Genomic DNA, 22,609 nt, shown 5'->3' on the forward strand with positions numbered 1-22,609 from the left:
CCATGTGCCGTCTCGGCCGGGACGCCATACGGTGGCGCACACACCCCTTCCCTGCCGGCATCTCGGCGGATGGACGGACCACCATGGCACAACAACACCCCGGGCGACCCGCGCGGTTCGCCCGGGACCTCCTCGACCTCCTCTCCGCGGACGCGCCCGCCGAGGACTTCCGGGCCCTGACCGCGCAGGCCCGCGCGGCCGGTGCCGCACCCGACGACCTCGCGGACCTCGACGACGCCGCGACGAAGGCCCTGCGCATCCGCGGCACACTGCGCGAACACCGGCGGCGGGAGCGGGAGTTGACCGCCCTGTTCGACACCGCGAGCGACCTGGCGGCGCTGCGGGACCTGGACTCGGTGCTGCGCTCCATCGTCCGGCGGGCGCGGATGTTGCTGGGCACCGACACCGCGTACCTCACCCTGCCCGACGAGGACGCCGGCGACACCTACATGCGGGTGACCGACGGATCGGTCTCCCCGATCTTCCAGGCCCTGCGTCTGGGGCTCGGGGACGGGCTCGGCGGCCTCGTCGCGCAGACCGCGCGGCCGTACGCGACCCCCGACTACCGCACGGACAGCCGTTTCCGGCACGTCGACCGGGTGGACGAGGGAGTGCTGGACGAGGGACTGGTCGCCATCCTCGGCGTGCCTCTCCTGCTGGGCTCCACGCGCGGGGACGGGGGCAAGGTCGTCGGTGTCCTGATGGCGGCCGATCGGGCGCCGCGCACGTTCGGCGGCGACGAAGTGGCGCTGATGAGCTCGCTGGCCACCCACGCGGCGATCGCCATCGACACCGCGCGCGCCATGGCCGACACCCGTGCGGCGCTCGCGGAACTGGCCGAAGCGAACTCCGTGATCCGGGCCCACGCCAACGCGGTGCAGCGCGCCGAGGAGGCGCACGACAAACTGACCGACCTGGTGCTGCGCGGCGGCGACCTGCCGGACGTGGCCGCCGCGGTCGCCGAACTCCTCGGCGGGTCGGTCGCCATCCACGACACCGCCGGCCTGGACCTGACCGGCACCGCGACGGATGCCGACTCCACCGCGCTCGGCGGCGCCGAACTGGTCCGGGCCGCCGAGGAGTCGCACGCGCTCGGACGCGCGGTGGCGTGGCACGGCGGGTGGGTCTGCGCCGTCCTGGCCGGGCCCGAGGCGCTCGGCAGCCTGGTGCTGCATCGTGCCGATCTCGACGACGCCGACCGGCACGTCTTCGAGCGGGCCGGTGTCGTGGCCGCGCTCCTGCTGCTGCTGCGCCGTTCGGTCGCGGAGACCGAGAACCGGGTCCGCGGCGAGTTGCTGGCCGACCTGCTGACCGATCCCGACCGCGATCCCGCGTCCCTGTCGGCCCGGGCGCGGCGTTCGGGAATCGACCTCGACCGTCCCCACCTGGTCCTCGTCGCCGACACCGCGACCTCGGGCCGGGAGCGGCTCGCGGCGCGTGCCCGGCAATACCTGTTCGCGGGCAGCGGCGTGACCGCGCAGCACGCCGGGTCCACGGTGTTGCTCCTGCCGGACGACGGCACGCCGCCCGGCGAGGCGGCCCGACGCGCCGCGAGCCGGCTGGGGGTACGTACCGGAGCGCCGGTCACCGTCGCCGCGGCGGGCCCCGCCGTCGGCGCGCGCGGCATCGCCGCGGCCCACTCCGAGGCGGCCCGCTGCCTGCGCGCCCTGATCGTGCTGGGCCGCACCGGCGACGGCGCGTGCGCCGCGGAGCTGGGGTTCCTGGGCGTCGTACTCGGCGACCGGCAGGACGTCGACACGTTCGTCGGTGACGCGTTGGGCCCGTTGTTGGCGTACGACGCGCGGCGCGGCACCGAGCTGGTGCGCACGCTCCGGGCCTACTTCGCGTGCGGCGGCAGCCTGACCCGCGCCAAGGACGAGCTACACATCCACGTCAACACGGTCGTTCAACGCCTGGACCGCATCGAAGCCCTCCTCGGCCCGGACTGGAGCCGGCCGCAGCAGGCACTCGAACTGCAACTCGCCCTGCGCCTGCACCAGCTCACCGAACGCCCGCCGGCGGTCGACTCCGAAAGCTGCGCTCCCCCGCCCGCGGGTCGATGATGTGGGGTGGGCGCGCGACGCCCTTCCGAAACCGCTCGGGCACGGTATCCCGCATCGAGGAGGCGGCATCATGACTGCCACGAACGACCCGCACCACGACGAGACGACGACCGAGGTCGCCGCCGGGACCGCCGCCGCGGCCGAACACCGCCGCGTCGCGGGCGTGTTCACCGAGCGGGTACGCGGCGTGCCGGCCGCGGCGTGGGACGACCCGGCGCCGTGCGAGGGGTGGACCGCCCGGGACGTGGTGCGCCATCTGGTCGAGTGGTTCCCGGCGTTCCTCCGATCCGGCGCCGGGATCGAACTGCCGAAGGGGCCGCCGGTGGACGACGATCCGGAGGCCGCCTGGACCGTGCACAACGAGGCGGTGCAAGCCCTCCTCGACGACCCCGCCGCCGGCGACAAGGTGTTCGCGAACCCGCACACCGGCGAACTCCCGCTGAGCGAGGCGATCGACCGGTTCTACACGGTCGACGTCTTCCTGCACACCTGGGACCTGGCCCGGGCGACCGGTCAGGACGAGCGACTGGACCCGGCCACGTGCGCCCGACTCCTGGAAGGGATGTTGCCGCTCGACGAAGTCCTGCGCGGCAGCGGCCACTACGGTCCCCGGGTCGAGGTCCCCGAGGACGCCGACGCACAAACCCGCCTACTCGCCTTCATCGGCCGCACCCCCTGACTCTCGGCGCCGCGCGGGTGCCCCGGCTCCCGACGCCGGACGGGGTCCGGCGTCGGGCGTGGGCCGGTGTCAGGCCTTCGACGAAACGGAGGCGACCGCCGAGTCGGTGGTCGCCGTACCGCGCTTCGCCGTCACCTTCCGGGCGTCTCGGCGGCGGGACATCGTGGCGCGGGGGCGTGGGATCGCGGCCGGACCGGGGAGCGCGAAGCTCCGGGTCGAGACCTGAAAACCGCTGACGCACATGACTTGGAGTCGGGCGCCCACTCCCACGGCATCGGGCAATTCCATCGTCGTGGTCGAACGTCCACCCGGTTCCAACCGGAAGTGCTTTCCGGGCAGCGGCTTGACCGGGCCGCCCTCCACGTCACCGGGGGCAAATCGGAGGTGCATCGCCGTCGGGGCGACGGCTCGCGGATCCGCGAGCGTCGCGACCTCCAGGACGGCGGAGCCCGCACGGGCGACCAGGCGGACGTCGACCTCGGGCCCGGGTTCGCCGTAGGGGTTGTGGGCGGTTCGCCCACACGGGTCGCAGGACACGGTGACCCGGTCCATGACGCCGGGGTAGAGGCTGGTGTACACCACACGCTCGCCGTCGTTCCCGCAGCGACCGCAGGGTTTGGCGGGGCCGACCCGCACGACCCGGTGTGTCGCGATCAGCGCGTCGCAGAGGTGTTCGAACCACCCCGGGTGCTCGATCAGGCGAGCCAGCGCGTGCGTCCAACGCGACGCGTGCTCGCTCACCTCCCGCTCGAGCGCGGCATCCGTGGCGTCCGGGACACCGCCGCCGGTGTCACCGGTGACACCGGCGCGTACGGCCGCGAGGATCGAGGCCTGCGCCTCATCGTTGTGCAGGCGCATCGCACGCAGCGATCTCGCGCCCGGATCCGTCGTCCGGTTCCGGAGTTGCGCGTCCAGATAGTGGTGGATCCGGTCCACCGTCGCGATGTCCTCCAGCCACGATGCGATCCGTGTGGTGGATGCCGCGATCGTGACAGGCTCGCCGTTGAGCCTGTCACCGTGATGAGTGACGGTCACCTGTTCCTCCGAGTATGAGGCTCGGGCCATTGCCCGGCCGAGTGCTCGGAGCCTGTCCACACTTCGACGACGCTGTCGAAACGACAGGCCCCGAAAGCCGGTTCACCGCGGGTGCGGCTCCCCGGTGGGGCTGACCAACCCCGGCGACCATCCTGCGCTCGTGTCGCGTCGTTGCCTAGTGGTTCAGGTGGCGAGACTGCGAGGGTGGGGCCGACAATCTCGGGGCCTGCGCGGATGGAAGCCGGCCCTTCCGGATGCACGTATCACCCGATTTCCGTCATGGGTGGGGCCACGGGTTGGGCGAGCACGTGGCGCTGCCGGTGACGAGGGTCAACGTCTGCTGCATCATCACCGGCGCGGGGGCGCCCGACCGCTCACACGTCTCGTGCATGTGGCCGAGGCGATGGCCCACTTCGTGGTTGATCAGCATGCGCCGGTAGTTCGCCAGGTCGTCGCCGTACGTCGTGGATCCCGTGGCCCACCGCCACGCGCTGATCATCACGCGCCGCGTGGAGGCGACGTTGCACGAGACGCGTTGTTCGCCGGTGTCCAGGCCGTCCTTGGCACACCACGTGTTGACCGTTCCGGTACTGGCGAGCGTCACGACGAAGTCGGACTTCCCCGAATCCACCCGCTCCAGGGCGATGGTCCCGTCGCCTCCCCAACTGCGCGTGTCGTTGAGCGTCTCGTGCACGGCGCGCGCGAAGTATGTGGCATCGATCGACAGGCCCTCCTCGATCTGTATGCGATAGCGCAGTACGCGAGTCCCGCCCCTGGCCTCGTCGTGGCCGGGAACGGTGCGGAACCGTCCCGAAAGCGCGAGGTCGGCCGCTGTCTCCGAGCGTGCCGCGAGCCACTCCCCGTACGGGCGGGTGTCCGCGGCACCCGTGACGTACTTCTCGTCCTTGTCGTCTTTGTGGTCCGAGAGTCGACAGGCGGTCGTTGCCAGGAGCAGGCCGGACGCCAGGAGGGCGGCGAGGATCGACTTGAGGGCCGAGTTCACGATGGTTCGGGCTTCCCGTCTGTTGTGGTCCGTCCGCCGCGTCGGGTTTGCATTGCGTTGCGTTGCGCGGCCGGACGGCGAGCCGGTGACGGCGTACGAATCGTTCATCGCACTCCGTCGAGCATCGAGCACGGGCAACGCGCTCCACAGGATCATCCGCATCCGCGTCGAAGGCCGCCATGACGGAAGCCACAGCCACCGGCTCGACGAACCCGGGCTTCTCCGAAGCGTGTCCGAGAGGCGGCTCAACTCCCCTCGTCACCAAGGCGGTTCCCGCCGAGCCATAACATCACCGAGAGGGGAGATTGCTATTACCCGTGGAATCCGACGTTGGGGATCCTGGTATCCCCTGTACCCCACGTGTGAGATATCGCGTGTCGTCGGAAACGAGGAACTTTGCGAATAACCAAGATCGTCCCCGCCCTCTTGGCCGCATTGCTCATGGTGCTCACCCTCGGCGCCACCGCCACCGCTTCCCCGGCTCCGGTCGAGGCGTCCCACCAGAACGCGTCGGCCGACGGTCCCCGGCCGATCATCGGTGGCGGATACGCACAGAACGCCCCATGGGCGGCCCGCCTGTTCTCCGCCGGCAGGCAGACCTGTACCTCGACCATCATCGCCCCCACCTGGATCCTGACCGCCAAACACTGCGTCAGCGGCGGGCAGTTGTCGTTCCGGATCGGCAGCCTGGACCAGAGTTCCGGCGGCACGGTGGCCAACGGCGCCCAGACCTACACCAGTCCGTCTGCGGACCTGGCCCTGGTCCGCCTCGACCGCTCCGTCTCGGCGACCTACGCCCGACTCGGGCAACCCGGTTCGGTGACGGTGGGTCAGAGCGTCCAGGTGTACGGCTGGGGCGCGACGTCGCGGTGCGGCCAGGAGATCAACTGCCAGTCGCAGTTCCTGAAAGTCGCCAACGTGACGGTCACCGGCGGTTGCCGCGACGCGTACAACGGCTCGGCGATCTGCGCCCGTTACGGCAACGGCATCACCGCGGGCGGCGACTCGGGTGGTCCGATGAACGCGAACGGCATTCAGGTCGGCGTCGCGTCCACCAGCGACCGACAGAGCACCACCGCCTACACGAACGTGACCGCGTATCGCTCGTGGATCCAGTCCGTCGCGGGCGTGTGACCGAGTAGTCGTCACCCCGCCCCCGGACCCGCCCTCGCCACCGAACTCCGGGCGGGTCCAGGGGCGGGAGGCCGTCCGCGACCATCGAAGACGCGCTCCGGCGGGGCCTCAGTCACTGTAGGCAACGGCTTCGGGCCCGGCGTCGAGGGCGTCGAGGACCGCGTCGCCGTGCGCCCTCGCCCACTCGGTCAGCATGTGGATCGGATCGATCAGCGTCGCCCCGAGCGCGGTGAGCTCGTACTCGACCCGCGGCGGCACTTCGGCATGGGCCCGGCGGCGAACGAGGCCGTGCGCCTGGAGCCGTCGGAGCGTCTGCGTGAGCACCTTGCGCGAGATCCCACCGATCAGCCCGACCAGCTCCCCATGACGCACCGGACCCCTGCTCAGGCCGTAGAGCACGACCACCGTCCACTTGTCGGCGATCAACTCCACCGCCAAACGCCCCGGACAGTCGGCGAGAAAGGGATCACCGGCCTCGAAACCGCTCATGGCACCCAAGGTACCTGCCGGTACCCATCGAATACCTAGCCTGGATCTCTCCTTCCGTTTCCCGACACAAGGAGAGAGCCATGCGCGTCGTCACCCAACACACTCACGGCGGTCCCGAGGTGCTCACCATCGTGAACGCACCCGAACCCAGTCCCCTCCCGACCGAGGTCCTGGTCCGTGTCAAGGCCATCGGCCTGAACCCGCTGGAGGCGCGCCTGCGGGCCGGCGAGTTCCCGCTGCTCGGCCGACCGCCGTTCGTCCTGGGCTGGGACATCAGCGGCGTGGTCGAGGACGGCCCGCTGACGTGGCGATTCCGACCCGGCGACGAGGTGTTCGGGATGCCCCTGTTCCCGCGCGCGGCCAACGCGTATGCCGAGGTCGTCGCCGCCCCGGCGCTGCACCTGGCCCACAAGCCGGCGTCGCTCTCGCACATCGAGGCCGCAGCGCTGCCGATCGCCGGACTCACGGCCTGGCAGGGCCTCGTCGACCTCGCGGGCGTGACCGGGGGCCACCGCGTCCTGATCCACGGCGGAGGCGGCGGAGTCGGCCACATCGCGATCCAGGTCGCAAAGGCACGCGGCGCACACGTGGTCACCACGACCGGCGCGAACAAACGGAACTTCGTCGAGGCGCTCGGCGCCGACGAGGTGATCGACTACACCACGGTCGACTTCACCGAGGCCGCCCGCGACATCGACGTCGTCCTCGACACGATCGGCGGCGACACCGCCCGACGCTCCCTCGCCGTACTCCGCCCGGGCGGCCACCTGGTGACGGCCGTCGCCGAGGACGACCCGGGCCTGATCGCCACGTACGAAGCAGCCGGCATGCGCTTCAGCGGGATCGCCGTCGACCCCGACCCCGTCGCCCTACGAGCGCTCGTCGACCTCGTCGAGCGGGGCAGCCTCCGGGTCCACATCCAAAGGACATTCCCCTTCGAACACGTCACCGACGCCCACCGACACCTCGACGCCGGCCACCTCCAAGGCAAACTCGTCCTCACCATCTGACGAGAGACACCAGCGCTCGCCGAGACCGGAACGGCCTTTCCCGTCGGGCGACCTCGACGGTCCGGTTCATGTGCACCCGGCCATGCCGGGTACCACCGCGGTGGGGCCATACCTGCGGAGCGATGAGTTCGGGCGGCGGATCGGGTCTGCCCCGACATGAGTCGCATCATCGCCGACCCCTCGGTCTCTCACCGGCGCCGCCCCACCGCGCCGGTGACCTCGACGTCGACCGCCACGCACCTCTCCTACTCCCACGACATCTGCGGGTGAACCGATGACCACTGTGCACGCCCATGAAATCGCCCTGGGTATCGAGTCGTTCGGTGCCGACGACGCGCCGCTCGTCCTGCTCGCAGGCGGGACGACGATGCTCTCGTGGCCCGACGCGCTGTGCGAGCGCCTCGCCGCCGGCGGGCGTCGCGTGGTGCGCTACGACCTGCGCGACAGCGGGGAGTCGACGACAAAGGACCCGGATGCGCCCGCCTACACCCTGCGCGACCTCGCCGCCGACGCGGCGGCCCTGGTCGACGCGCTCGGCGGCGGGCCCGCCCACCTCGCCGGGATCGGCGTCGGCGGGATGGTCGCCCAGGTCGCCGTACTCGACCATCCGGGCGCGTTCTCGGCACTCACCCTGGTCGGCACCCGCGCGGTCGCCCCGGGTCCGGCCGACGACGACCTCCCCGAGCACGACCAGGCGACGATGGGTCGGCTGTTCGCGCGGGCGATGCCCGATTGGGCCGACCGAGAGGCGGTCGCGCGATTCGCCGCGGACGGCGCCAAGATCCTCGGCAACGACCCCGTCGCCGCGCGCAAAATCGCCGCGCGCATCTGGGACCGTACGCCCGGCACCGCGCCCCCGGTCCAGCTGGCCAACCAGATGGGTCTGGTGTTTTCCCGGCTCGACTGCGCCCCCCGCTGGCGCGAGCGCCTGCCCGGGATCGAGGTCCCCACGCTCGTCGTCCACGGTCGCCGCGACCCGTTCTTCCCCGTCGGCAACGGCGAGGCGATCGCGCGCGAGATCCCCGGGGCACGGCTGCTCGTCCTCGACGAGGCCGCCACCGCGATCCCCGATACGGCGATCGGCGAGGTCACCGAGGCGATGCTCACGCTCGGATGAGGGGTTCGAGCGGTGGTGCGTCCGGACGTCCGCCAATCCGTCATTCGGCGAGGGTCGGCGCGGCGTGGGACCAGCGGTGTTCGTCGAGTTCGCGAGCGATGAAGCGGGCGAGGTCGGTGCGGGTCACCTTGCGGCCGCCCTTGGGGTTGCTCGCGTCGAGGACACGGTAGTTGCCGGTGGGGGGTTCGTCCTGCAATCGGGCGGGCCGTACGAAGGTCCAGTCGACGGTGCTTGCGCGGACGATCGTCTCCATCAACCGCATGTCGTCGTACAACTCCCGAACCAGCGGGGTGACGAGATTGCGGTACCACCAGGGGAAGTTGGGGTCACGGTGGTGGACTCCCCCCGACGTGACCGCGATCAACCGGGGTACGCCGGCACCTTCCATCGCGGACACCAGCGCCCGCGCCGCGTCGGAGTAGAGCCCGTGCGCGTGCCGCCCCGGCGGGCCGATCGCGGAGACCACGACGTCGTGGCCCGCCACGGCGGAGCGTACGTCGGCGGCGTCGCGCACATCGGCCCGCACGACGCTCGACTCCCCCGCACCGGGCGAGTCCTCCGGGGCCGGGGCCTGCCACCGCGCCGGGTCGCGCACCGCGGCGGTGACGTCGTGGCCCAGTCGCAGGGCCTCGCGGACGACGAGAAGTCCGGTACGGCCGTTGGCTCCGAAGACGATGACGTTGCTCATGACGATGTCCTCACGTGGTCAGTGGGCTGACGGGATTGAAGGGGCTGAAGGCGTCGACGGGGTCGAAGGTGTCGAAGGTGTCGAAGCGGGTCGCTCGTCGCGTGCGCGAGGCAGCAGGAACACAAGGCCCGCGCCGACCAGACAGGTCGCCGCGACCACCAGCGCACCGATCACCAGACCGTCCCCTCCCGCCTCCGGAGCGCCGGTATCATGCGCGGCGAAGTAGACCGTCCCCAACACCGCGACGCCCAGGGCCGTGGCAAGTTGTTGGAGCGCGTTGAGCGTCCCCGACGCACTGCCCGTCTCGGCGGGTTCGGCCGCCGCCAGGATCGACCGGACCAGCGTGCCGGAGACCAGTCCCACGCCCAGGCCCACGACCAGGGTCGGTATCGACAACGCCCAGACCGGCGACCCCGACGCGGCCACCGCCGCGAGGCCGAGCGTGCCGAGCGCCTCGACCCCGAGCCCCAGGTGCAGGAGCGAGCGGCCGAGCCGGGCGGACGCCGCCGGGGCGAAGAGCGAGGCGAGCCCGATGCCCAGCGCGAGCGGCGACAGGTAGAGCGCGGTTCCCCACGCGGACCGGCCGAGATCGAGTTGGAGGTGGAGGGAGAGGACGAGCAGGAGCCCGCCGAGGCCGGTGAAGAACGCCGCGGTGACCGCGAGGCCCCCGACGAACGCGGGTTTGCGCAGCAGGCTCGGCACCAGGACCGGCGAGCGGCTGGTGCGTTGACGTCGGCCGAAGGCGATGAAGGCCGCGATGCCGGCGGCGATCTCCGCGAACGTCCACCACGGCCAACCCGCCTCCCGCCCCTGGATCAGCGGGTGCACGACGAGCGCGGACCCCACCGCGACCCAGAGCGCACCCGGCGGGTCGATCCGCACGAGTGGATCCCCCGGGTCGGCCGGCATCCACCGCAGCGCCCCGACCACGGCCGACGCCCCGAGCGGAAGGTTGATCAGGAAGATCAGCCGCCAGTCGAGTCCGGCCGGGTCGAGCGCGATGAGGCCGCCCGCGAGGACGGGGCCGCCGACGCCGGCAAGCGCCATCACCGGCCCGAACGTCGCGAACGCGCGGCCACGTTCGCGTTCGTCGAACACCGAGGTCAGGACGCCGAACCCCTGCGGGATCATCAACGCGCCGAGTGCGCCCTGCACCACCCGAGCCGCCACCAGCACGGACGGCGAAGGCGCCGCCGCGCACACCGCGGAGGCCACCGTGAACCCGGCGGCGCCGAGCACGAACAGCCGCCGCCGACCCCACCGATCACCCAGGCGCCCGCCGACGATCAGCAGGACACCGAAGGCGAGCGTGTACCCGGCGGTGAGCCACTGCATCATCGCCGCACCACCGCCCAGCCCGGCGCGGACCGACGGGGCGGCCACGTTCATCACGGTCGCGTCCAGCAGATCCAGGGCCTGGGCGAGCAGCACCACCGCCAGGACGCGCCATCGACGCGGATCGGCGATCGGCGGCGCCGCAGGGCCGGCCGACGTCGAAGCGGGAACGGTCACCGAGTCTTCCTCTCACGCTTAACAAACACTGTTCGTCAAGCAGAGTGCCCTTAACGAACAGCATTCGTCAAGGTAGGCTCGTGCCATGCCGCAAACCCGCTCCCGCTCCCGCCCCTCGAAATCCATGCTCGGCTTGGACGCCGTGCTGGCCGCCACCATCGCGCTGGTCGACGAGCTGGGCTGCGAAGCGGTGAGCCTGCGGCGCGTCGCCCAGGCGCTGGAGACCGGTCCCGCCTCGCTCTATGTGTACGTGCGCGACCGGCAGGAGCTGATGGCGCTCGTCCTCGACCACGCGGTGGCCGACGTGGTCGTGCCCGACGAGGGGGTCGGGGGCTGGCGTCCCCGCCTCGAACTGCTCGTCGGGCGCATCGTGGCGGCCCTGGCCGCCCACAACGACATCGCCTCCGTCGGCCTGCGCGACGCCCTCCCCGGCCCGCACGGCCTGCGCCTGACCGAGGAGATGGCGCGCCTGCTCCGAACCGGCGGACTCGACGACGACGCCTGCTCCTGGGCCATCGACCTGCTCGGCCAGTACATCTACTCCACCGCGCTGGAGAACGCCGGCGCCCCGCAACCCCGACGGGCCCCCACGTCGCCCTCATCCGACACCGACACGGACACCGGTGCAGGCGCCGACACGGACACCATCACCGACCCGACCGCACCCGAGACGTTCACCGCCCGACTCGACGCCACCTTCCGGACGTTGCCCGCCGACCGGTACCCCACCCTGCGAGCCCTGGCCCCGAGACTCACCGGCGGCAACCAGGACGCCAGGGCCGCCTGGAAACTCCGCGTGATCATCGACGGCCTTCTCGCTCAACCCCCTCACCGACCCACATCCCACGGGAACACCCCCACCGCACCGACGCCGGAGCGACCAAGCACCGCCGGCGCGAACCTCAGTGTGGAATCGTGAGTACGATCTTGCCCCGGATGTGTCCGCGGGCGGCGCGTTCGTGCGCCGCCCGGGCGTCCGCGAGCGGGAACGTGCCGTCGATCGCGACGCGGACCGTGCCGGCGTCGATCAGGCGTGCCAGTTCGGCGAGTTGGGCGCCGTTCGAGCGGACCTGGGTGCCCGTGACCGTGACGCCCAGCTCGGCGGTTTCCGCTTCGTCGAACTCGCCGAAGAACACCGGGAATTGGGAGCCGCCGCGCTTGAGCGTGCGCAGGAGGCGGCTGCTGTCGGGGCCGCCGACGGTGTCGAGAACGAGGTCGATGTCGTGTACGAGGTCCTCGGGTCGGCTCTTGGTGTAGTCGATGAACTCGTCGGCGCCGAGCCCGCGCAGAAACGACTCGTGCGCGCCCGATGCCACCGCGACGACCCGTGCGCCCTTCCATTTCGCCAGCTGTAGCGCGAAGTGCCCCACGCCGCCCGCGGCACCGTTGACGAGCACCGTCACGTCGGCGCCGAGCGGTACCGGACGATGCCTCGCCGCCTGGAACGGCGACGGGTGATCGTGTCCGAGCTCGATCAGGAACTGCCACGCGGTGAGCCCGGCCATGGGTACCGCGGCGGCGTGCACGTGGTCGATGCCGGCCGGCTTGAGGGCGAGGTCCGACGCCGGGGCGACCGCGTACTCGGCATAGGTGTGGCCGTCGAAGCCGGGGAAGCGCAGGAGCCCGAAGACCTCGTCGCCGACGGAGAGGCCGGCCACATCGGCGGCGACGGCCTCGACGACGCCGGACAGATCCGTCCCCGGAATCACGGGGAGGTCGAACGTCGGCCTCGTTTCCGGAGGCAGGTTGGACATGCCGTCGCGCAGGTACCAGTCGGGCGGATTGATGCCCGCCGCCCGCACGCGGACGAGCACCTCGCCCGGCCCCGGCTCGGGAATCGGCACCTCCTCGTACCGCAGCACCTCGGGACCGCCGTGCGCATGGAGCCGGATCGCCCTCATCGTGGGTGTCGGCATCGTTTTCTCCTGTCCAGGCCGCGGGATACGCTTATTCGGATCGGCGATCCGCATATGTGGATCACTGATCCGAATATATGGACCACTGAACCGGATAGTCAAGAGGGACGTACGCATGCGGGCCGACGCCAGGAAGAACCGCGACCACGTGCTCGCCGTAGCGGGCACCGCCATCACCGAGCAGGGCATCGACGTGTCGATGCGCGACATCGCGCGCAGGGCCGATGTCGGACTCGCGACGCTGCTGCGGCACTTCCCGACGCGCGAGGCGTTGCTCGAAGCCCTGCTCCGCACGAACTTCGACGAACTGACCGCACAGGCGGCCGAACTCGCCGAGACCTCGGCCCCGCCCGAGGAAGCCCTCGTCTCCTGGGTACGCGACTGTGTCGCGTGGACCACCGAGTACCGGGGCGTGACCGTACTGATGGCAGCCGCCATCGCGGACACCGAGTCCGCACTCCACGCCTCGTGCGTCACCCTGCGCGCCGCCGGTGCGCGGCTCCTCACCCGGGCCCAGGCCGCGGGCACGGCGCGCAGCGACCTCGACGGCGACGACCTGTTCGCTCTGGTGGCCATGCTCGCCTGGCTCGGCGACCAACCCGCACTCGCGCCACGCGCCGATCACCTCTTCGACATCGTCGCAAACGCAATCCTGACCGACACGGGCAGCGGCGAGGGCGGCAGGTCACGCACACCATGAGCAGTCCTCACCCTTGCCCGGTCCAGCGCCGAACCCGCCGCGCCACGAACTCGCCCTCGCGCACGGGTCGGTGCTGTTCATGACCGCCGTGACCCAACGCGGCTGGACCCATGCCGTTCCCCGGGAACCCTCGGCCGGCCGCCGCGTCAGTCTCACCTTCCGCCAGTTCGATCCGGGCCCCTCCGCGGACACTCAGCCCCTCGGCTCGGGCTGATGCCCGCTCCGTTCCGATCCGACCGAAGGTGTCGTCGCGTCGCCGTGGAGAAGGCCGGCTCCCAGTGGGGTCAACGTGTGCAGGACCGCGGCGCCGGTTCGGATCGTGGAGACCAGTCCGGCGTTGCGCAGCACGGTGGTGTGCTGGCTCGCCGACGGCAGGGAGATGCCGGCGCGGTCGGCCACCTCGCTGGTGGAGGCGGGGTGGCGCAGGGTGGCCAGTACCGAGGCCCGGGTGCGTCCCAACAGCGGCCCGAGCGTGTCGGAGGCCCGGCCGGGCCGCTCGCCCAGATGCAGCGGGTAGAACAATTCCATACGCCCGTCGGCGCCGCGCCCGAACATCGGGCTCTGCACGAAGTACGACGGGACGAGCAGCAGACCGTGCCCGTCGAGCCGGATGTCGCGGGGAGCGCACGGTGCGGGTACGTGGAGAACCGGCGGCTGCCAACGCCAGCGCGGAACGAGCGTGGCCAACATCGCGTCCACGCCACCGCGCAGCAGCGTCTCGGCGCGCAGCGCCCGGTCGGCGACGGCTTCGGACTGGATCCGTGGCCACAGCGGTGCGAGGGACGAGGCGAAGAAGCGCCGAGTGTCCTGCGCGAGGGCCTGCCGACCCTTGGGTGTGCCGTCGGCCAGTTCCCGCGACAGGGGTCTGTCCCGGACATGGCGGGGCAGGACGGCGATTTCGTCCGCCAGTTCGCGGGTCGGCGTCCCGAGGGCGAGTTCGACACCGGTGTTCAGGTCGGGAGCCGAGAGTTGGCAGAAGAAGTCGAATATGCCTCCCTGCGGAGGGTCGAGGTCCCCGAGGAGTCCTGCCCGTGGGGCCAGGCTCCCCCCGATCCGTTGTCGCCATTCCCGAAGTCCCGTCCGCGACCACGTGATTCCGGCCGGTCGGGTGTGCAGGTATCGCACCCCGAGGGCGACTTCGAGCAGAGCGTTGGGCGCGGGAGCGACGACGACCCGGCGGAGATCCGCGTCGGTGAAATGAAAGCGCAACACGCCGCACCGTCCTCCCTCGCTCGCCCGGTGCCCGGACCCTGTGGCCGGCAGGTGCGGGGGCACGGCGCCCGCCGCACCCGACCGACGTCAGGCTAGCTACCGACTCCTCGCACACGTAAGGCCGTTACCGAGGTTTATGTGTCGACCGCGGAGCGCCGGCCGGGCCCCGCTTCACTCCACCCGGGTCGACGGCGGCCTCGGTGAGCGCGCGGGCGAACGGACGGCGGCCGGCCCGTACGCGGTCGGTGGACGACCGAGCAGGTTTCCGAACGCCGTGGTGAACGCGGCGGGATTCTCGTAGCCGAGTGTGGTCGCCACCCGGGAGACCGGCACCCCCGCCGCCAGGTGTCGCAGGGAGTGCAGAACGCAGGCACGCTGTCGCCATTGGGTGAAACTCAGGCCCGTACCACCCCGAAACATGCGGCCGAGAGTACGTTCACTCACACTCAGGGCGGTCGCCCAGCGAGCCGGCGGGTCGTGAATATCGGGCTCGCGGAGAAACGCGTCGCACAACCGGCGCAACCCCGGATCCGCGGGAAGCGGAACATCCAGTGGAAGCGGTGTGAGGTTTCTGATCTCGTGGAGGAGCAGTTCGATGACGACGGCATCGCGGCCGTGGTCGGGATAGCGGGGCTCCATGTCGACGGCGTCGAGGATGAGCTCCCGCAACAACGCGGAGACGTCGACGACCCGACAGCGCGAGGGAAACCACGGAACGGCGCTCGGCTCGATGTACAGGCTGCGCGTGGTGACTCCCGTCATGGTGACCTGATGAGCGGTCAGAGGCGGGATCAGTACCGCACGGTCCGCGGGCACGGTCCAGGTGCCGTCGATCGTCTCCACCTGCATGACGCCGGTGACGGCGTACAGGAACTGGGTCCGCCGATGCTCGTGGAACGGAAGCAGGTGGTCGTGGGGATAGTCGGTGCCGACGGCCAGCACGGCACGGTCGAGGCCGTCCACCTCGGCGACGGGGATGTTGCGCATACGGCGAAGCTACTCCCTGCTGTCCGCTCCGCGTAAGAACATGGCGAACGATCGATTGCCCGCCGGCTACGGACGTCCGTAGCGTTCCGGCAGTGCCGACTCTCTTCCTTGTTCTCTTCCTGTTCGGCTGCCTGACCGGCGTCACGACGGTGCTCTTCGGTTTCGGCGGCGGTTTCATCACCGTCCCGGTCGTCTACGGCTTCCGGACGGTCACGGCGGATTCCGGTGCCGACGCGATGCATGTCGCGGTGGCGACGTCGACGGCGGTCATGCTCGTGAATGCGTTGACGGCCACCCTGGTACAACTGCGCCACGGACGGCTCCGCCGGGAGTACATGTGGCCGCTGCCGGCCTTCGTCGCGATCGGCGCCGCCCTCGGCTCCCTCGCGACCACCCGGGTCGAAGGCCCGCTGCTGCACGTCCTCTTCGCCGCCTATCTGGCCGTGACGATCATCGACAGCGTGTTGCGAAAGGGATTCCTCGTACCCGCACCCGCGGTACGACCGGCGCCCCTCGGACGGCTCACCACCACGTTCGGCGGCGCCGGAATAGGCGCGGTCGCCGCGTGCCTGGGCGTGGGCGGCAGCGTCATGACGGTTCCGCTCCTGCGGCGCAGGGGCCTCCCCATGGCCGAAGCCGCCGCGATGGCGAACCCACTGAGCCTTCCCGTCGCCGTGGTCGGCAGCGTCGTGTACGCGCTCGCCGCCACCTCCTCGGCGCACCCGGGCCGAATCGGCTATGTCGACCTGATCTCCTCCGCGGCCCTGCTCAGCGGGTCACTGCCCACGATCGCCCTGGTGAAGCGCATCGGCCGACGCGTCCCGGACCGCGTCCACTCCATCGCCTACATCGCCCTACTCGTGGTCGTCCTGCTCGCGATGATCACGACCGGGATGTGAGTCCGACTGCCTCGGCCGGTCGCGACCCGGGCCGCCCGGCACCGATGAGTTCCGCCGACGATTGCGGTCCACACCTCGGAACAGCTTCGTCCGACCCGGGAGGAACCATGACCGACCAGAGCACCGGCGCACTGCCTCCGGTCGTCGATCGACGGGAGTGGCGGGCCGCGCTCGACGACCTGCGTGCGCGGGAGAAGGCCGCCACCCGCGAACTCGACGCCATCGCCGCACAGCGCCGCAGACTGCCGATGGTCGAGCTCCCGGACTACACGCTGATCGGCCCGGACGGCCCCATTCGGCTGGTCGAGGTATTCGACGGGCGCTCCCAGCTCATCACCTACCACCACATGTGGTCCGAGGGCGCGCAGTGGCAGTGCGGCGGTTGTACCGGACTGACGTCGCAGTACGTCCGGCTGGACTTCCTCGACAACTACGATGCCCGCTTCGTCGTCGTGACCAACGGACCCATCGACGAGGCGCTCGCCTACCGGGCCAGGGTCGGCAACACGATGGACTGGTACTCGTCGGCGGAAAGCTCGTTCGGCGCCGACGTGGACGCGCCGCCCGGCGGCGGCTTCGCGGTGAACGTGTTCCTTCGCGTCGGCGACACGGTCCACCGCACCTGGCACACCACCGGTCGCGGTACCGAACAGCTCAGCCACACCTTCCCGTTGGTCGACATCCTGCCGTGGGGTCGGCAGGAGGAATGGCAGGACTCACCCGACGGATGGCCCCAGTCGCCCACCTACTCCAAGTGGCTCGGCTCGCCCGATGTCGCCCGGCTGTACGGCCCGAACCCGGACGGCGCCGCCGGGCCCACGGAATCCGCGGACCCGGCGGCGCGAGCCGTGCCGCCGAAGGGAAGGCGATGAAGCCGCCACGCACCGGCCGGCTGCCGATCAACGGCCCGAGCCTCTATCACGGTGCCCGATCCTTTCCGGGCCGCCCGAGCGCGTAGGCCCGGCCCGCGCACCGGTCCTACGCCGTTCGGAGCCCGCGCTGCCCGGCGGCGATGCGGTAGGCGCCGGGGGGCATGCCCGTGGCGGCGCGGAAGGCCCGGTTGAACTCGGCGGGTCGGGTGAACCCCCAGCGGGCGGCGACGGCGTGCACGGGCAGGTGGGCCATGGCGGGGTCGGCCAGGTCCCGCCGGCAGCGGTCCAAGCGCCGGTGGCGGACGTAGGCGCTCGGCGACGTGCCGTGCGTCCGGAAGATCCGCTGCAGGTAGCGGGTCGAGATCCGGTGGGCCGTCGCGATCGTCGCGGGGCTCAGCTCCGGTACGTGCAGGTGCCGGTCGACGAACGAGGTGATCCGCAGGAACAGGACGTGTTGCGAGGAGCCCGACGCCGACGCGCCCTCGCCGTCGGTGTGGTGGGCCAACACGGCCGCGGCCAGGTCGAGCGCGATATGGCCCAGCCGGGCATGGTCGTCGGGTGTGTAGAGCGCGGGCTCGTCGGCCACGTCGGCCATGAACCGGGCCAGGAGCCGGCCGACTCCGCGGGTACCGCACAGGGGGGTCGCCAACAGTCGCTCGACCTTGGACTCCGGCACGGGCAGCAGTCGTTTCGGGAACTGCAGCACCACCGACCCGGACGCCGTGTCAGGGGCCTCGGCGCCGGCGGCGAAGGGGCGGGAGCTGTCGACCAGGACGAGGTCACCGGGCCCCAACGAAGCTTGGTTGTGGGCCTGTTCGACGCCCTGACGGCCGTGGCGGAGCAGCCCGAACAGGTACACCTCGGGGTCCGAGCGCCGGATCGCCGCCGGCGTGCGCCGGCATACCCGCGATCCGTGGGAGACCGTGGAAATCCGGACGATCCCCCGGGTCACGATCGACACGCGCGCACCGTGGGCGGGCGGGTTCGGCGGCTCGGGCGGCGCGCCCGTCGATATCGGCGCGCCCGTCCGCCGCTCCGGCGTGCCCGCCCCCCGCTCCGGAGCGGGGCGGCCGTCCCGGGGTGCCGCCTCTTTGTCGAACACCGTTTCCATGGTTCCCCCGTTCGTAGCGAACAAGATTTCCCGACCGGGCGACTCCCGACGTGCGGGTGACGCCCGACGCGTGGGCGACTCGGCCGTGGCCGGCCCGCGCCCCGGTGCCACCTCGGATGTCGCGCGGCCCGTCCCCGTGCCCCGGCGCAATCCAGTGGTGGTGGTCGTGCCGCCGGGGACACATCCAAGCCTTCGGGGCGGGGAATTGTTGCGCAGGCAGGTCGGGCGACCGAAACAATCGTCGGGCGCGACGGATTTCCCGGGGTGATCTTCGGTATCCGGCCGAATTCGCTACTGGTCGGGGCCGGCGGCACGTGGGTACCGTTCCGGGTGATGTGGGATTCGGCGTCCCTTCGGCGACGCTCATGGGAGGGAAGGGAAACCGGTGGCGGGACGTCCGGAGAAACCACTGGATCCGGGTGCCGGACCGGTGCAGCGCTTCGCACACGAACTGCGGCGATTACGGGCCGACGCGGGTGGCCCCACGTATCGCGAGATGTCCCGGCAGACCGGCTGTTCGGTCACCGTGTTGTCCCGTGCGGCGGCCGGTGAGCAGTTGCCGACCCTGAAGGTGGCGCTGGCCTACGCCACCGCGTGCGGCGGGGACCCGGACACGTGGAAGCGGCGATGGCAGGAGGCGGCGGACGAGGATTCGCGACCGCTCGACGACGTCCCGTCGCCCTATCCGGGCCTCGCCCGGTTCGAGATCGAGGACGCGGAGCAGTTCTTCGGCCGGGATCGACTGATCGACGACGTTCTCGACCTGGTGCGCACCCGTCGACTGGCCGCGCTCGTCGGAGCTTCGGGCAGCGGCAAGTCCTCGCTGCTGCGCGCGGGGCTGATACCCCGGCTGCGGCAGTCCGACGGCGACCCGGCCGCCGCGGTCCCGTTCGAGCATCCCCCCGAGATCCGGATCCGTACCCCCGGGTCGCATCCCGCCGATGTGCTCACCGCGTTCGCCCCACGGCGCGACGAGGACGGGGACGACGGGGACGGTGACGGGCGCACCGGCGACATCGTCGTGATCGTCGACCAATTCGAGGAGATCTTCACGCTCTGCCGGTACCGAGCCGAACGCACCGAGTTCCTGAACGGCCTGATCGCGGCCGTGCAACGGCCCGAGAGCGGGGTGCGCGTCGTCATCGCGGTGCGCGCCGACTTCTACGGCCGCTGCGCCGAACACCGGCGCCTCGCCGAAGCGTTGCGCGAAACGACCCTCCTGGTGGGCCCCATGACGCCCGCCGAACTGCGTCAGGCCGTCGTCGGGCCCGCCCAGGCGCACGGTCTGATCGTCGAACGGGCCCTGACCGCACGGCTGGTGGAGGAGGTGCAGGGCGAACCGGGCGGACTGCCGCTGCTGTCGCACGTGATGCGCGAGATCTGGCGCAGGCGTCGCGCCCGGACCCTCTCGCTGGAGGCGTACGAGGCCGCGGGTGGCGTCCACGGCGCGATCGCGGCCACCGCGGAACAGGTCTGCTCCCGGCTCTCGGCCGAGCAACTCGTGTTGGTCCGCCGGGTGTTGCTGCGGCTGATCACGCCGGGCGAGGGAGCGCAGGACACCCGGCGCCCGGCCGCCCGGGCCGAGTTGGAGGCCATCGGCACGGGCGGGCCCGCCCCGGGGACAGGGCCGACAGAGGGCATCGCGGCGATCCTCGAACAGCTCGTGCGGGCCCGTCTGGTCACCCTCGACGGGGAGAACGTCGATCTTGTCCACGAGGCGCTGATCACCGCGTGGCCCCGGCTGCGGGCCTGGATCGACGAGGACCGCGAGGGGATCCTCACCCACCGACGGCTGACGGAGGCGGCCGGCGTCTGGGCCGACTTCGCGCGCGACCCGGGCACGCTGTACCGGGGAACCCGACTGGCGGTGGCTCGGGAGTGGACCGAGCGGGACCGGCATCGCGACGAACTGACCGAGCTCGAAGCGGACTTCCTCGCCGCGAGCATCGCCGCCGAGGACCGCGAGCGGGCGGTGGCCGCCCGGCGCACCCGCCGGCTGCGGTATCTGGCGGCGGGCCTGGCCCTGCTGCTCGTCGCGGTGACGGTCGTCGGCGGTGTGGCGGTGGAGCAGCGCCGCAGTGCGCTTCGATCACGGGACACCGCGCTGTCGCGCCAGTTGGCCGCCCAGGCGTTGAACCTGGCCGATTCCCGGCCCGGAACGGCGATGCTGCTGAGTGTGGAGGCGTATCGCACCGCGCATACCGCGGAGGCGCGCGGCGCGCTGCTGAGCATGTCCACGCGCCGCTTCTACCAGGCCGAGTTGACCGGTCACGTCGATGCGGTGTCGGAGGTGGCATACAGCCCGGACGGCACCCTGGCCAGTGTCGGGCGGGACGGGAAGGTCGTACTGTGGGATTCGTTCCGCCGTGTGCGCCTGGCGACGCTGACCGCTCACCCGGGCTGGTTGCGGGCGGTGGCCTTCAGCCGGGACGGGCGGTCGATGGCCACCGGTGGGGACGACGGCCGGGTCGTGGTGTGGGATGTGGCGCAGCGCAGGCCGAGGGCGGTGATGACCGGCTACGGGGCCTCGATCAAGGGCGTCGCGTTCGGCGCCGACGGCCGCACCGTGGCGGCGGCCGGCGACAACGGCACCACCGCGGTGTGGGACGTGGAGAGCGGGCGGCGCCTGCTGACCCTGACCGGGCACGCCGGCCGGGTGTGGTCGGTGGAGTTCAGCCCGGACGGCCGCACGATCGCCACGTCCGGCGCGGACCGCACGGCCCGGCTGTGGCGCGCGGAGGACGGTGCCCCGCTGGCCGCTTTGACCGGCCATACCGACTCCGTCGACTCGGTGGCGTTCAGCCCCGACGGAACACTGCTGGCCACGGGCAGCCGGGATCGCACCGCGCAGCTGTGGGACATCGCCCGCGGCACGAGTGTGGCCGTTCTGCGCGGCCACGACGCGGAGGTCAGGGCCGTGGCCTTCAGCCCCGACGGCCGCACGCTCGCGAGCGCCGGCCAGGACCACATGATCAGGCTGTGGGACACGGCGCGGCATACCCTCGGGGCCACCTTCGTCGGGCACGGCTCCAACATCTACGCCATCGCCTTCCATCCGCGCGGCGACCGGTTGGCCGTGGCCGGCGAAAGCGGCACGGTTTCCCTGTGGGATCCCACCAGGCGTCCGCTCGACGGGCACTCGGACCGGGTCAACGACATCGCGTTCAGTCCGGACGGGAGCACCTTGGCCACCGCCGGCACCGATCGGGCCACCCTGCTGTGGGACCTGGCTCGCGGCCCCCGCCCACGCGCGCTCGCCCCCGGGACGAGCGCGATCCGGGGCGTCGCCTTCAGTCCCGACGGCCGGACCCTGGCCACCGTGGCGGGCGTGTCCCCGGACAGCACCGGCCCCGCCCAACCACCCGACCCCAACGAGCAGGTCCTCACGCTCTTCGACCTCGCGGGCGGCGCCCCGCCGGAGCGGCTGATCGGCCACGACGAACGGGTGACGGACGTGGCCTTCAGCCCGGACGGCCGCATGATCGCGACGTCGAGCGTCGACAAGACGGTCATCGTTCGGGACGCCGCGCGACACACGCCCCTGACCCGACTCGTCGTGGACACCGGCGCCGAGGGCAGCGGCGTCAACGCGGTCGCGTTCAGCCCCGACGGCCGTACCTTGGCCACCGCCAACTACGACGGGCGCATCACCCTGTGGGATACGGCCCGGTGGGTTCGTACGGCCGTCCTCACCGGACACACCGGACAGGTCCGCGCGGTGGCCTTCAGCCCCAACGGTCGCACCCTGGCCACCGCCGGCATCGATCAGACCGTGCAGCTGTGGGACCCGGCCCGACGGACCCGGCGGGCCACGCTCTTGAATACGGCAGGCGCCTCGATCTCGCTGACCTTCAGTCCCGACAGTCGCATCCTGGCCACGGCCAACGCGGACACGTCCGTGATGATCTGGGACGTCGCCGACCGCACCCGTCTGGCCACCCTGACGGGCCACACCGGACAGGTCCGCGCCGTGGCCTTCGGGCCCGACGGTCACACCCTGGCCAGCGGCGGCGACGACCACGTCGTCCGCCTGTGGGACACCGACCCCGCCCGCACGGCGACCGACCTGTGCGCCACGCTCGCCCGCGACCTGACCCGGGAGGAATGGCGTCAGCTGATCCCGGGACGGTCCTACCGACGCACGTGCGGGACGGGGTGACCCGGATCCGGTCCCGGTCGCGG

At 71.6% G+C, this 22,609-nt stretch carries 19 protein-coding genes; 10 read left to right on the plus strand and 9 right to left on the minus strand.

Annotated features, from left to right (window positions below; all coding sequences use genetic code 11):
• Positions 1 to 83 precede the first annotated feature (83 nt).
• Together B4N89_RS42815 and B4N89_RS42820 are read left to right on the plus strand one after the other, a co-directional pair.
• Positions 84 to 2,063, plus strand: a complete 1,980-nt coding sequence (locus B4N89_RS42815) for a helix-turn-helix domain-containing protein (protein WP_078982021.1) — start codon at positions 84 to 86, stop codon at positions 2,061 to 2,063.
• 70 nt (positions 2,064 to 2,133) lie between these two features.
• Positions 2,134 to 2,742: a TIGR03086 family metal-binding protein gene (locus B4N89_RS42820; protein WP_078982022.1), complete on the plus strand. Its 609-nt coding sequence runs from the start codon at positions 2,134 to 2,136 to the stop codon at positions 2,740 to 2,742.
• 69 nt (positions 2,743 to 2,811) lie between these two features.
• Here B4N89_RS42820 and B4N89_RS42825 read toward each other — a convergent pair whose 3' ends face one another.
• The gene (locus tag B4N89_RS42825) at positions 2,812 to 3,777 is read right to left on the minus strand and encodes a hypothetical protein (RefSeq protein WP_143658293.1); all 966 of its coding nucleotides are present in this window, start codon (positions 3,775 to 3,777) and stop codon (positions 2,812 to 2,814) included.
• Positions 3,778 to 4,054: 277 nt separating this feature from the next.
• On the minus strand, positions 4,055 to 4,780 hold the full coding sequence (locus B4N89_RS42830) for a DUF3152 domain-containing protein (RefSeq protein ID WP_235619317.1): 726 nt from the start codon (positions 4,778 to 4,780) through the stop codon (positions 4,055 to 4,057).
• Between the two features lie 396 nt (positions 4,781 to 5,176).
• Between B4N89_RS42830 and B4N89_RS42835 the strand changes: the two genes are divergently transcribed.
• Positions 5,177 to 5,914 (plus strand): S1 family peptidase, encoded by a 738-nt coding sequence (locus B4N89_RS42835; RefSeq protein ID WP_078982025.1) that lies wholly within the window; start codon positions 5,177 to 5,179, stop codon positions 5,912 to 5,914.
• A gap of 108 nt (positions 5,915 to 6,022) precedes the next feature.
• Here the strand turns inward: B4N89_RS42835 and B4N89_RS42840 are convergent, their stop codons facing one another.
• Positions 6,023 to 6,403, minus strand: coding sequence for a winged helix-turn-helix transcriptional regulator (locus B4N89_RS42840; RefSeq protein ID WP_078982026.1), 381 nt, complete (start codon positions 6,401 to 6,403; stop codon positions 6,023 to 6,025).
• Positions 6,404 to 6,483: 80 nt separating this feature from the next.
• Here B4N89_RS42840 and B4N89_RS42845 point away from each other — a divergent pair, with 80 nt between their 5' ends.
• A complete protein-coding gene (locus B4N89_RS42845; protein ID WP_078982027.1) occupies positions 6,484 to 7,413 on the plus strand; it encodes an NADP-dependent oxidoreductase in 930 nt (309 codons plus the stop codon).
• 274 nt (positions 7,414 to 7,687) lie between these two features.
• Positions 7,688 to 8,530 carry an alpha/beta fold hydrolase gene (locus tag B4N89_RS42850; protein WP_078982028.1) on the plus strand — a complete coding sequence of 281 codons (843 nt, stop codon included), beginning with the start codon at positions 7,688 to 7,690 and terminating at the stop codon, positions 8,528 to 8,530.
• Between the two features lie 40 nt (positions 8,531 to 8,570).
• On the opposite strand, the gene B4N89_RS42855 is transcribed toward B4N89_RS42850, so the two are convergent.
• Together B4N89_RS42855 and B4N89_RS42860 are read right to left on the minus strand one after the other, a co-directional pair.
• Positions 8,571 to 9,218: an NAD(P)-dependent oxidoreductase gene (locus tag B4N89_RS42855; RefSeq protein WP_078982029.1), complete on the minus strand. Its 648-nt coding sequence runs from the start codon at positions 9,216 to 9,218 to the stop codon at positions 8,571 to 8,573.
• An 18-nt stretch (positions 9,219 to 9,236) separates the two neighbouring features.
• Complete coding sequence (locus tag B4N89_RS42860; RefSeq protein WP_078982030.1) at positions 9,237 to 10,730, minus strand: MFS transporter; 1,494 nt, start codon at positions 10,728 to 10,730, stop codon at positions 9,237 to 9,239.
• An 85-nt stretch (positions 10,731 to 10,815) separates the two neighbouring features.
• Between B4N89_RS42860 and B4N89_RS42865 the strand changes: the two genes are divergently transcribed.
• Positions 10,816 to 11,649, plus strand: coding sequence for a TetR/AcrR family transcriptional regulator (locus B4N89_RS42865; protein WP_235619318.1), 834 nt, complete (start codon positions 10,816 to 10,818; stop codon positions 11,647 to 11,649).
• On the opposite strand, the gene B4N89_RS42870 is transcribed toward B4N89_RS42865, so the two are convergent.
• Entirely contained in the window at positions 11,633 to 12,646 is a 1,014-nt protein-coding gene (locus tag B4N89_RS42870) for an NADP-dependent oxidoreductase (protein WP_201261162.1), read from the minus strand. The two genes, B4N89_RS42865 and B4N89_RS42870, sit on opposite strands and share 17 nt — an antisense overlap.
• Before the next feature lie 115 nt (positions 12,647 to 12,761).
• On the opposite strand from B4N89_RS42870, the gene B4N89_RS42875 reads away from it, so the two are divergent.
• Complete coding sequence (locus B4N89_RS42875; protein ID WP_078982033.1) at positions 12,762 to 13,346, plus strand: TetR/AcrR family transcriptional regulator; 585 nt, start codon at positions 12,762 to 12,764, stop codon at positions 13,344 to 13,346.
• 192 nt (positions 13,347 to 13,538) lie between these two features.
• Here the strand turns inward: B4N89_RS42875 and B4N89_RS42880 are convergent, their stop codons facing one another.
• Entirely contained in the window at positions 13,539 to 14,558 is a 1,020-nt protein-coding gene (locus B4N89_RS42880; protein WP_078982034.1) for an ArsR/SmtB family transcription factor, read from the minus strand.
• Positions 14,559 to 14,729: 171 nt separating this feature from the next.
• On the minus strand, positions 14,730 to 15,545 hold the full coding sequence (locus B4N89_RS42885) for an AraC family transcriptional regulator (RefSeq protein WP_078982035.1): 816 nt from the start codon (positions 15,543 to 15,545) through the stop codon (positions 14,730 to 14,732).
• A gap of 92 nt (positions 15,546 to 15,637) precedes the next feature.
• Here B4N89_RS42885 and B4N89_RS42890 point away from each other — a divergent pair, with 92 nt between their 5' ends.
• Together B4N89_RS42890 and B4N89_RS42895 are read left to right on the plus strand one after the other, a co-directional pair.
• The gene (locus tag B4N89_RS42890; RefSeq protein WP_078982036.1) at positions 15,638 to 16,444 is read left to right on the plus strand and encodes a sulfite exporter TauE/SafE family protein; all 807 of its coding nucleotides are present in this window, start codon (positions 15,638 to 15,640) and stop codon (positions 16,442 to 16,444) included.
• Between the two features lie 107 nt (positions 16,445 to 16,551).
• Positions 16,552 to 17,316 carry a DUF899 domain-containing protein gene (locus tag B4N89_RS42895; protein ID WP_078982037.1) on the plus strand — a complete coding sequence of 255 codons (765 nt, stop codon included), beginning with the start codon at positions 16,552 to 16,554 and terminating at the stop codon, positions 17,314 to 17,316.
• Positions 17,317 to 17,422: 106 nt separating this feature from the next.
• Here the strand turns inward: B4N89_RS42895 and B4N89_RS42900 are convergent, their stop codons facing one another.
• The gene (locus B4N89_RS42900) at positions 17,423 to 18,277 is read right to left on the minus strand and encodes a helix-turn-helix domain-containing protein (RefSeq protein WP_161501016.1); all 855 of its coding nucleotides are present in this window, start codon (positions 18,275 to 18,277) and stop codon (positions 17,423 to 17,425) included.
• Between the two features lie 580 nt (positions 18,278 to 18,857).
• Here B4N89_RS42900 and B4N89_RS42905 point away from each other — a divergent pair.
• The gene (locus tag B4N89_RS42905) at positions 18,858 to 22,586 is read left to right on the plus strand and encodes a hypothetical protein (RefSeq protein WP_235619319.1); all 3,729 of its coding nucleotides are present in this window, start codon (positions 18,858 to 18,860) and stop codon (positions 22,584 to 22,586) included.
• Positions 22,587 to 22,609: the final 23 nt, after the last annotated feature.

Origin of the sequence: Embleya scabrispora (genome assembly GCF_002024165.1) — a bacterium.
GTDB lineage: Bacteria > Actinomycetota > Actinomycetes > Streptomycetales > Streptomycetaceae > Embleya > Embleya scabrispora_A.

Bases quoted from the DNA above. Each gene is read 5' to 3' on its own strand.
- B4N89_RS42840 (WP_078982026.1), bottom strand. From the start codon at position 6,403: ATGAGCGGTTTCGAGGCCGGTGATCCCTTTCTCGCCGACTGTCCGGGG.
- B4N89_RS42875 (WP_078982033.1), top strand. From the start codon at position 12,762: ATGCGGGCCGACGCCAGGAAGAACCGCGACCACGTGCTCGCCGTAGCG.
- B4N89_RS42870 (WP_201261162.1), bottom strand. From the start codon at position 12,646: ATGCCGACACCCACGATGAGGGCGATCCGGCTCCATGCGCACGGCGGT.
- B4N89_RS42865 (WP_235619318.1), top strand. From the start codon at position 10,816: ATGCCGCAAACCCGCTCCCGCTCCCGCCCCTCGAAATCCATGCTCGGC.
- B4N89_RS42820 (WP_078982022.1), top strand. From the start codon at position 2,134: ATGACTGCCACGAACGACCCGCACCACGACGAGACGACGACCGAGGTC.
- B4N89_RS42850 (WP_078982028.1), top strand. From the start codon at position 7,688: ATGACCACTGTGCACGCCCATGAAATCGCCCTGGGTATCGAGTCGTTC.
- B4N89_RS42885 (WP_078982035.1), bottom strand. From the start codon at position 15,545: ATGCGCAACATCCCCGTCGCCGAGGTGGACGGCCTCGACCGTGCCGTG.
- B4N89_RS42855 (WP_078982029.1), bottom strand. From the start codon at position 9,218: ATGAGCAACGTCATCGTCTTCGGAGCCAACGGCCGTACCGGACTTCTC.
- B4N89_RS42815 (WP_078982021.1), top strand. From the start codon at position 84: ATGGCACAACAACACCCCGGGCGACCCGCGCGGTTCGCCCGGGACCTC.
- B4N89_RS42895 (WP_078982037.1), top strand. From the start codon at position 16,552: ATGACCGACCAGAGCACCGGCGCACTGCCTCCGGTCGTCGATCGACGG.
- B4N89_RS42845 (WP_078982027.1), top strand. From the start codon at position 6,484: ATGCGCGTCGTCACCCAACACACTCACGGCGGTCCCGAGGTGCTCACC.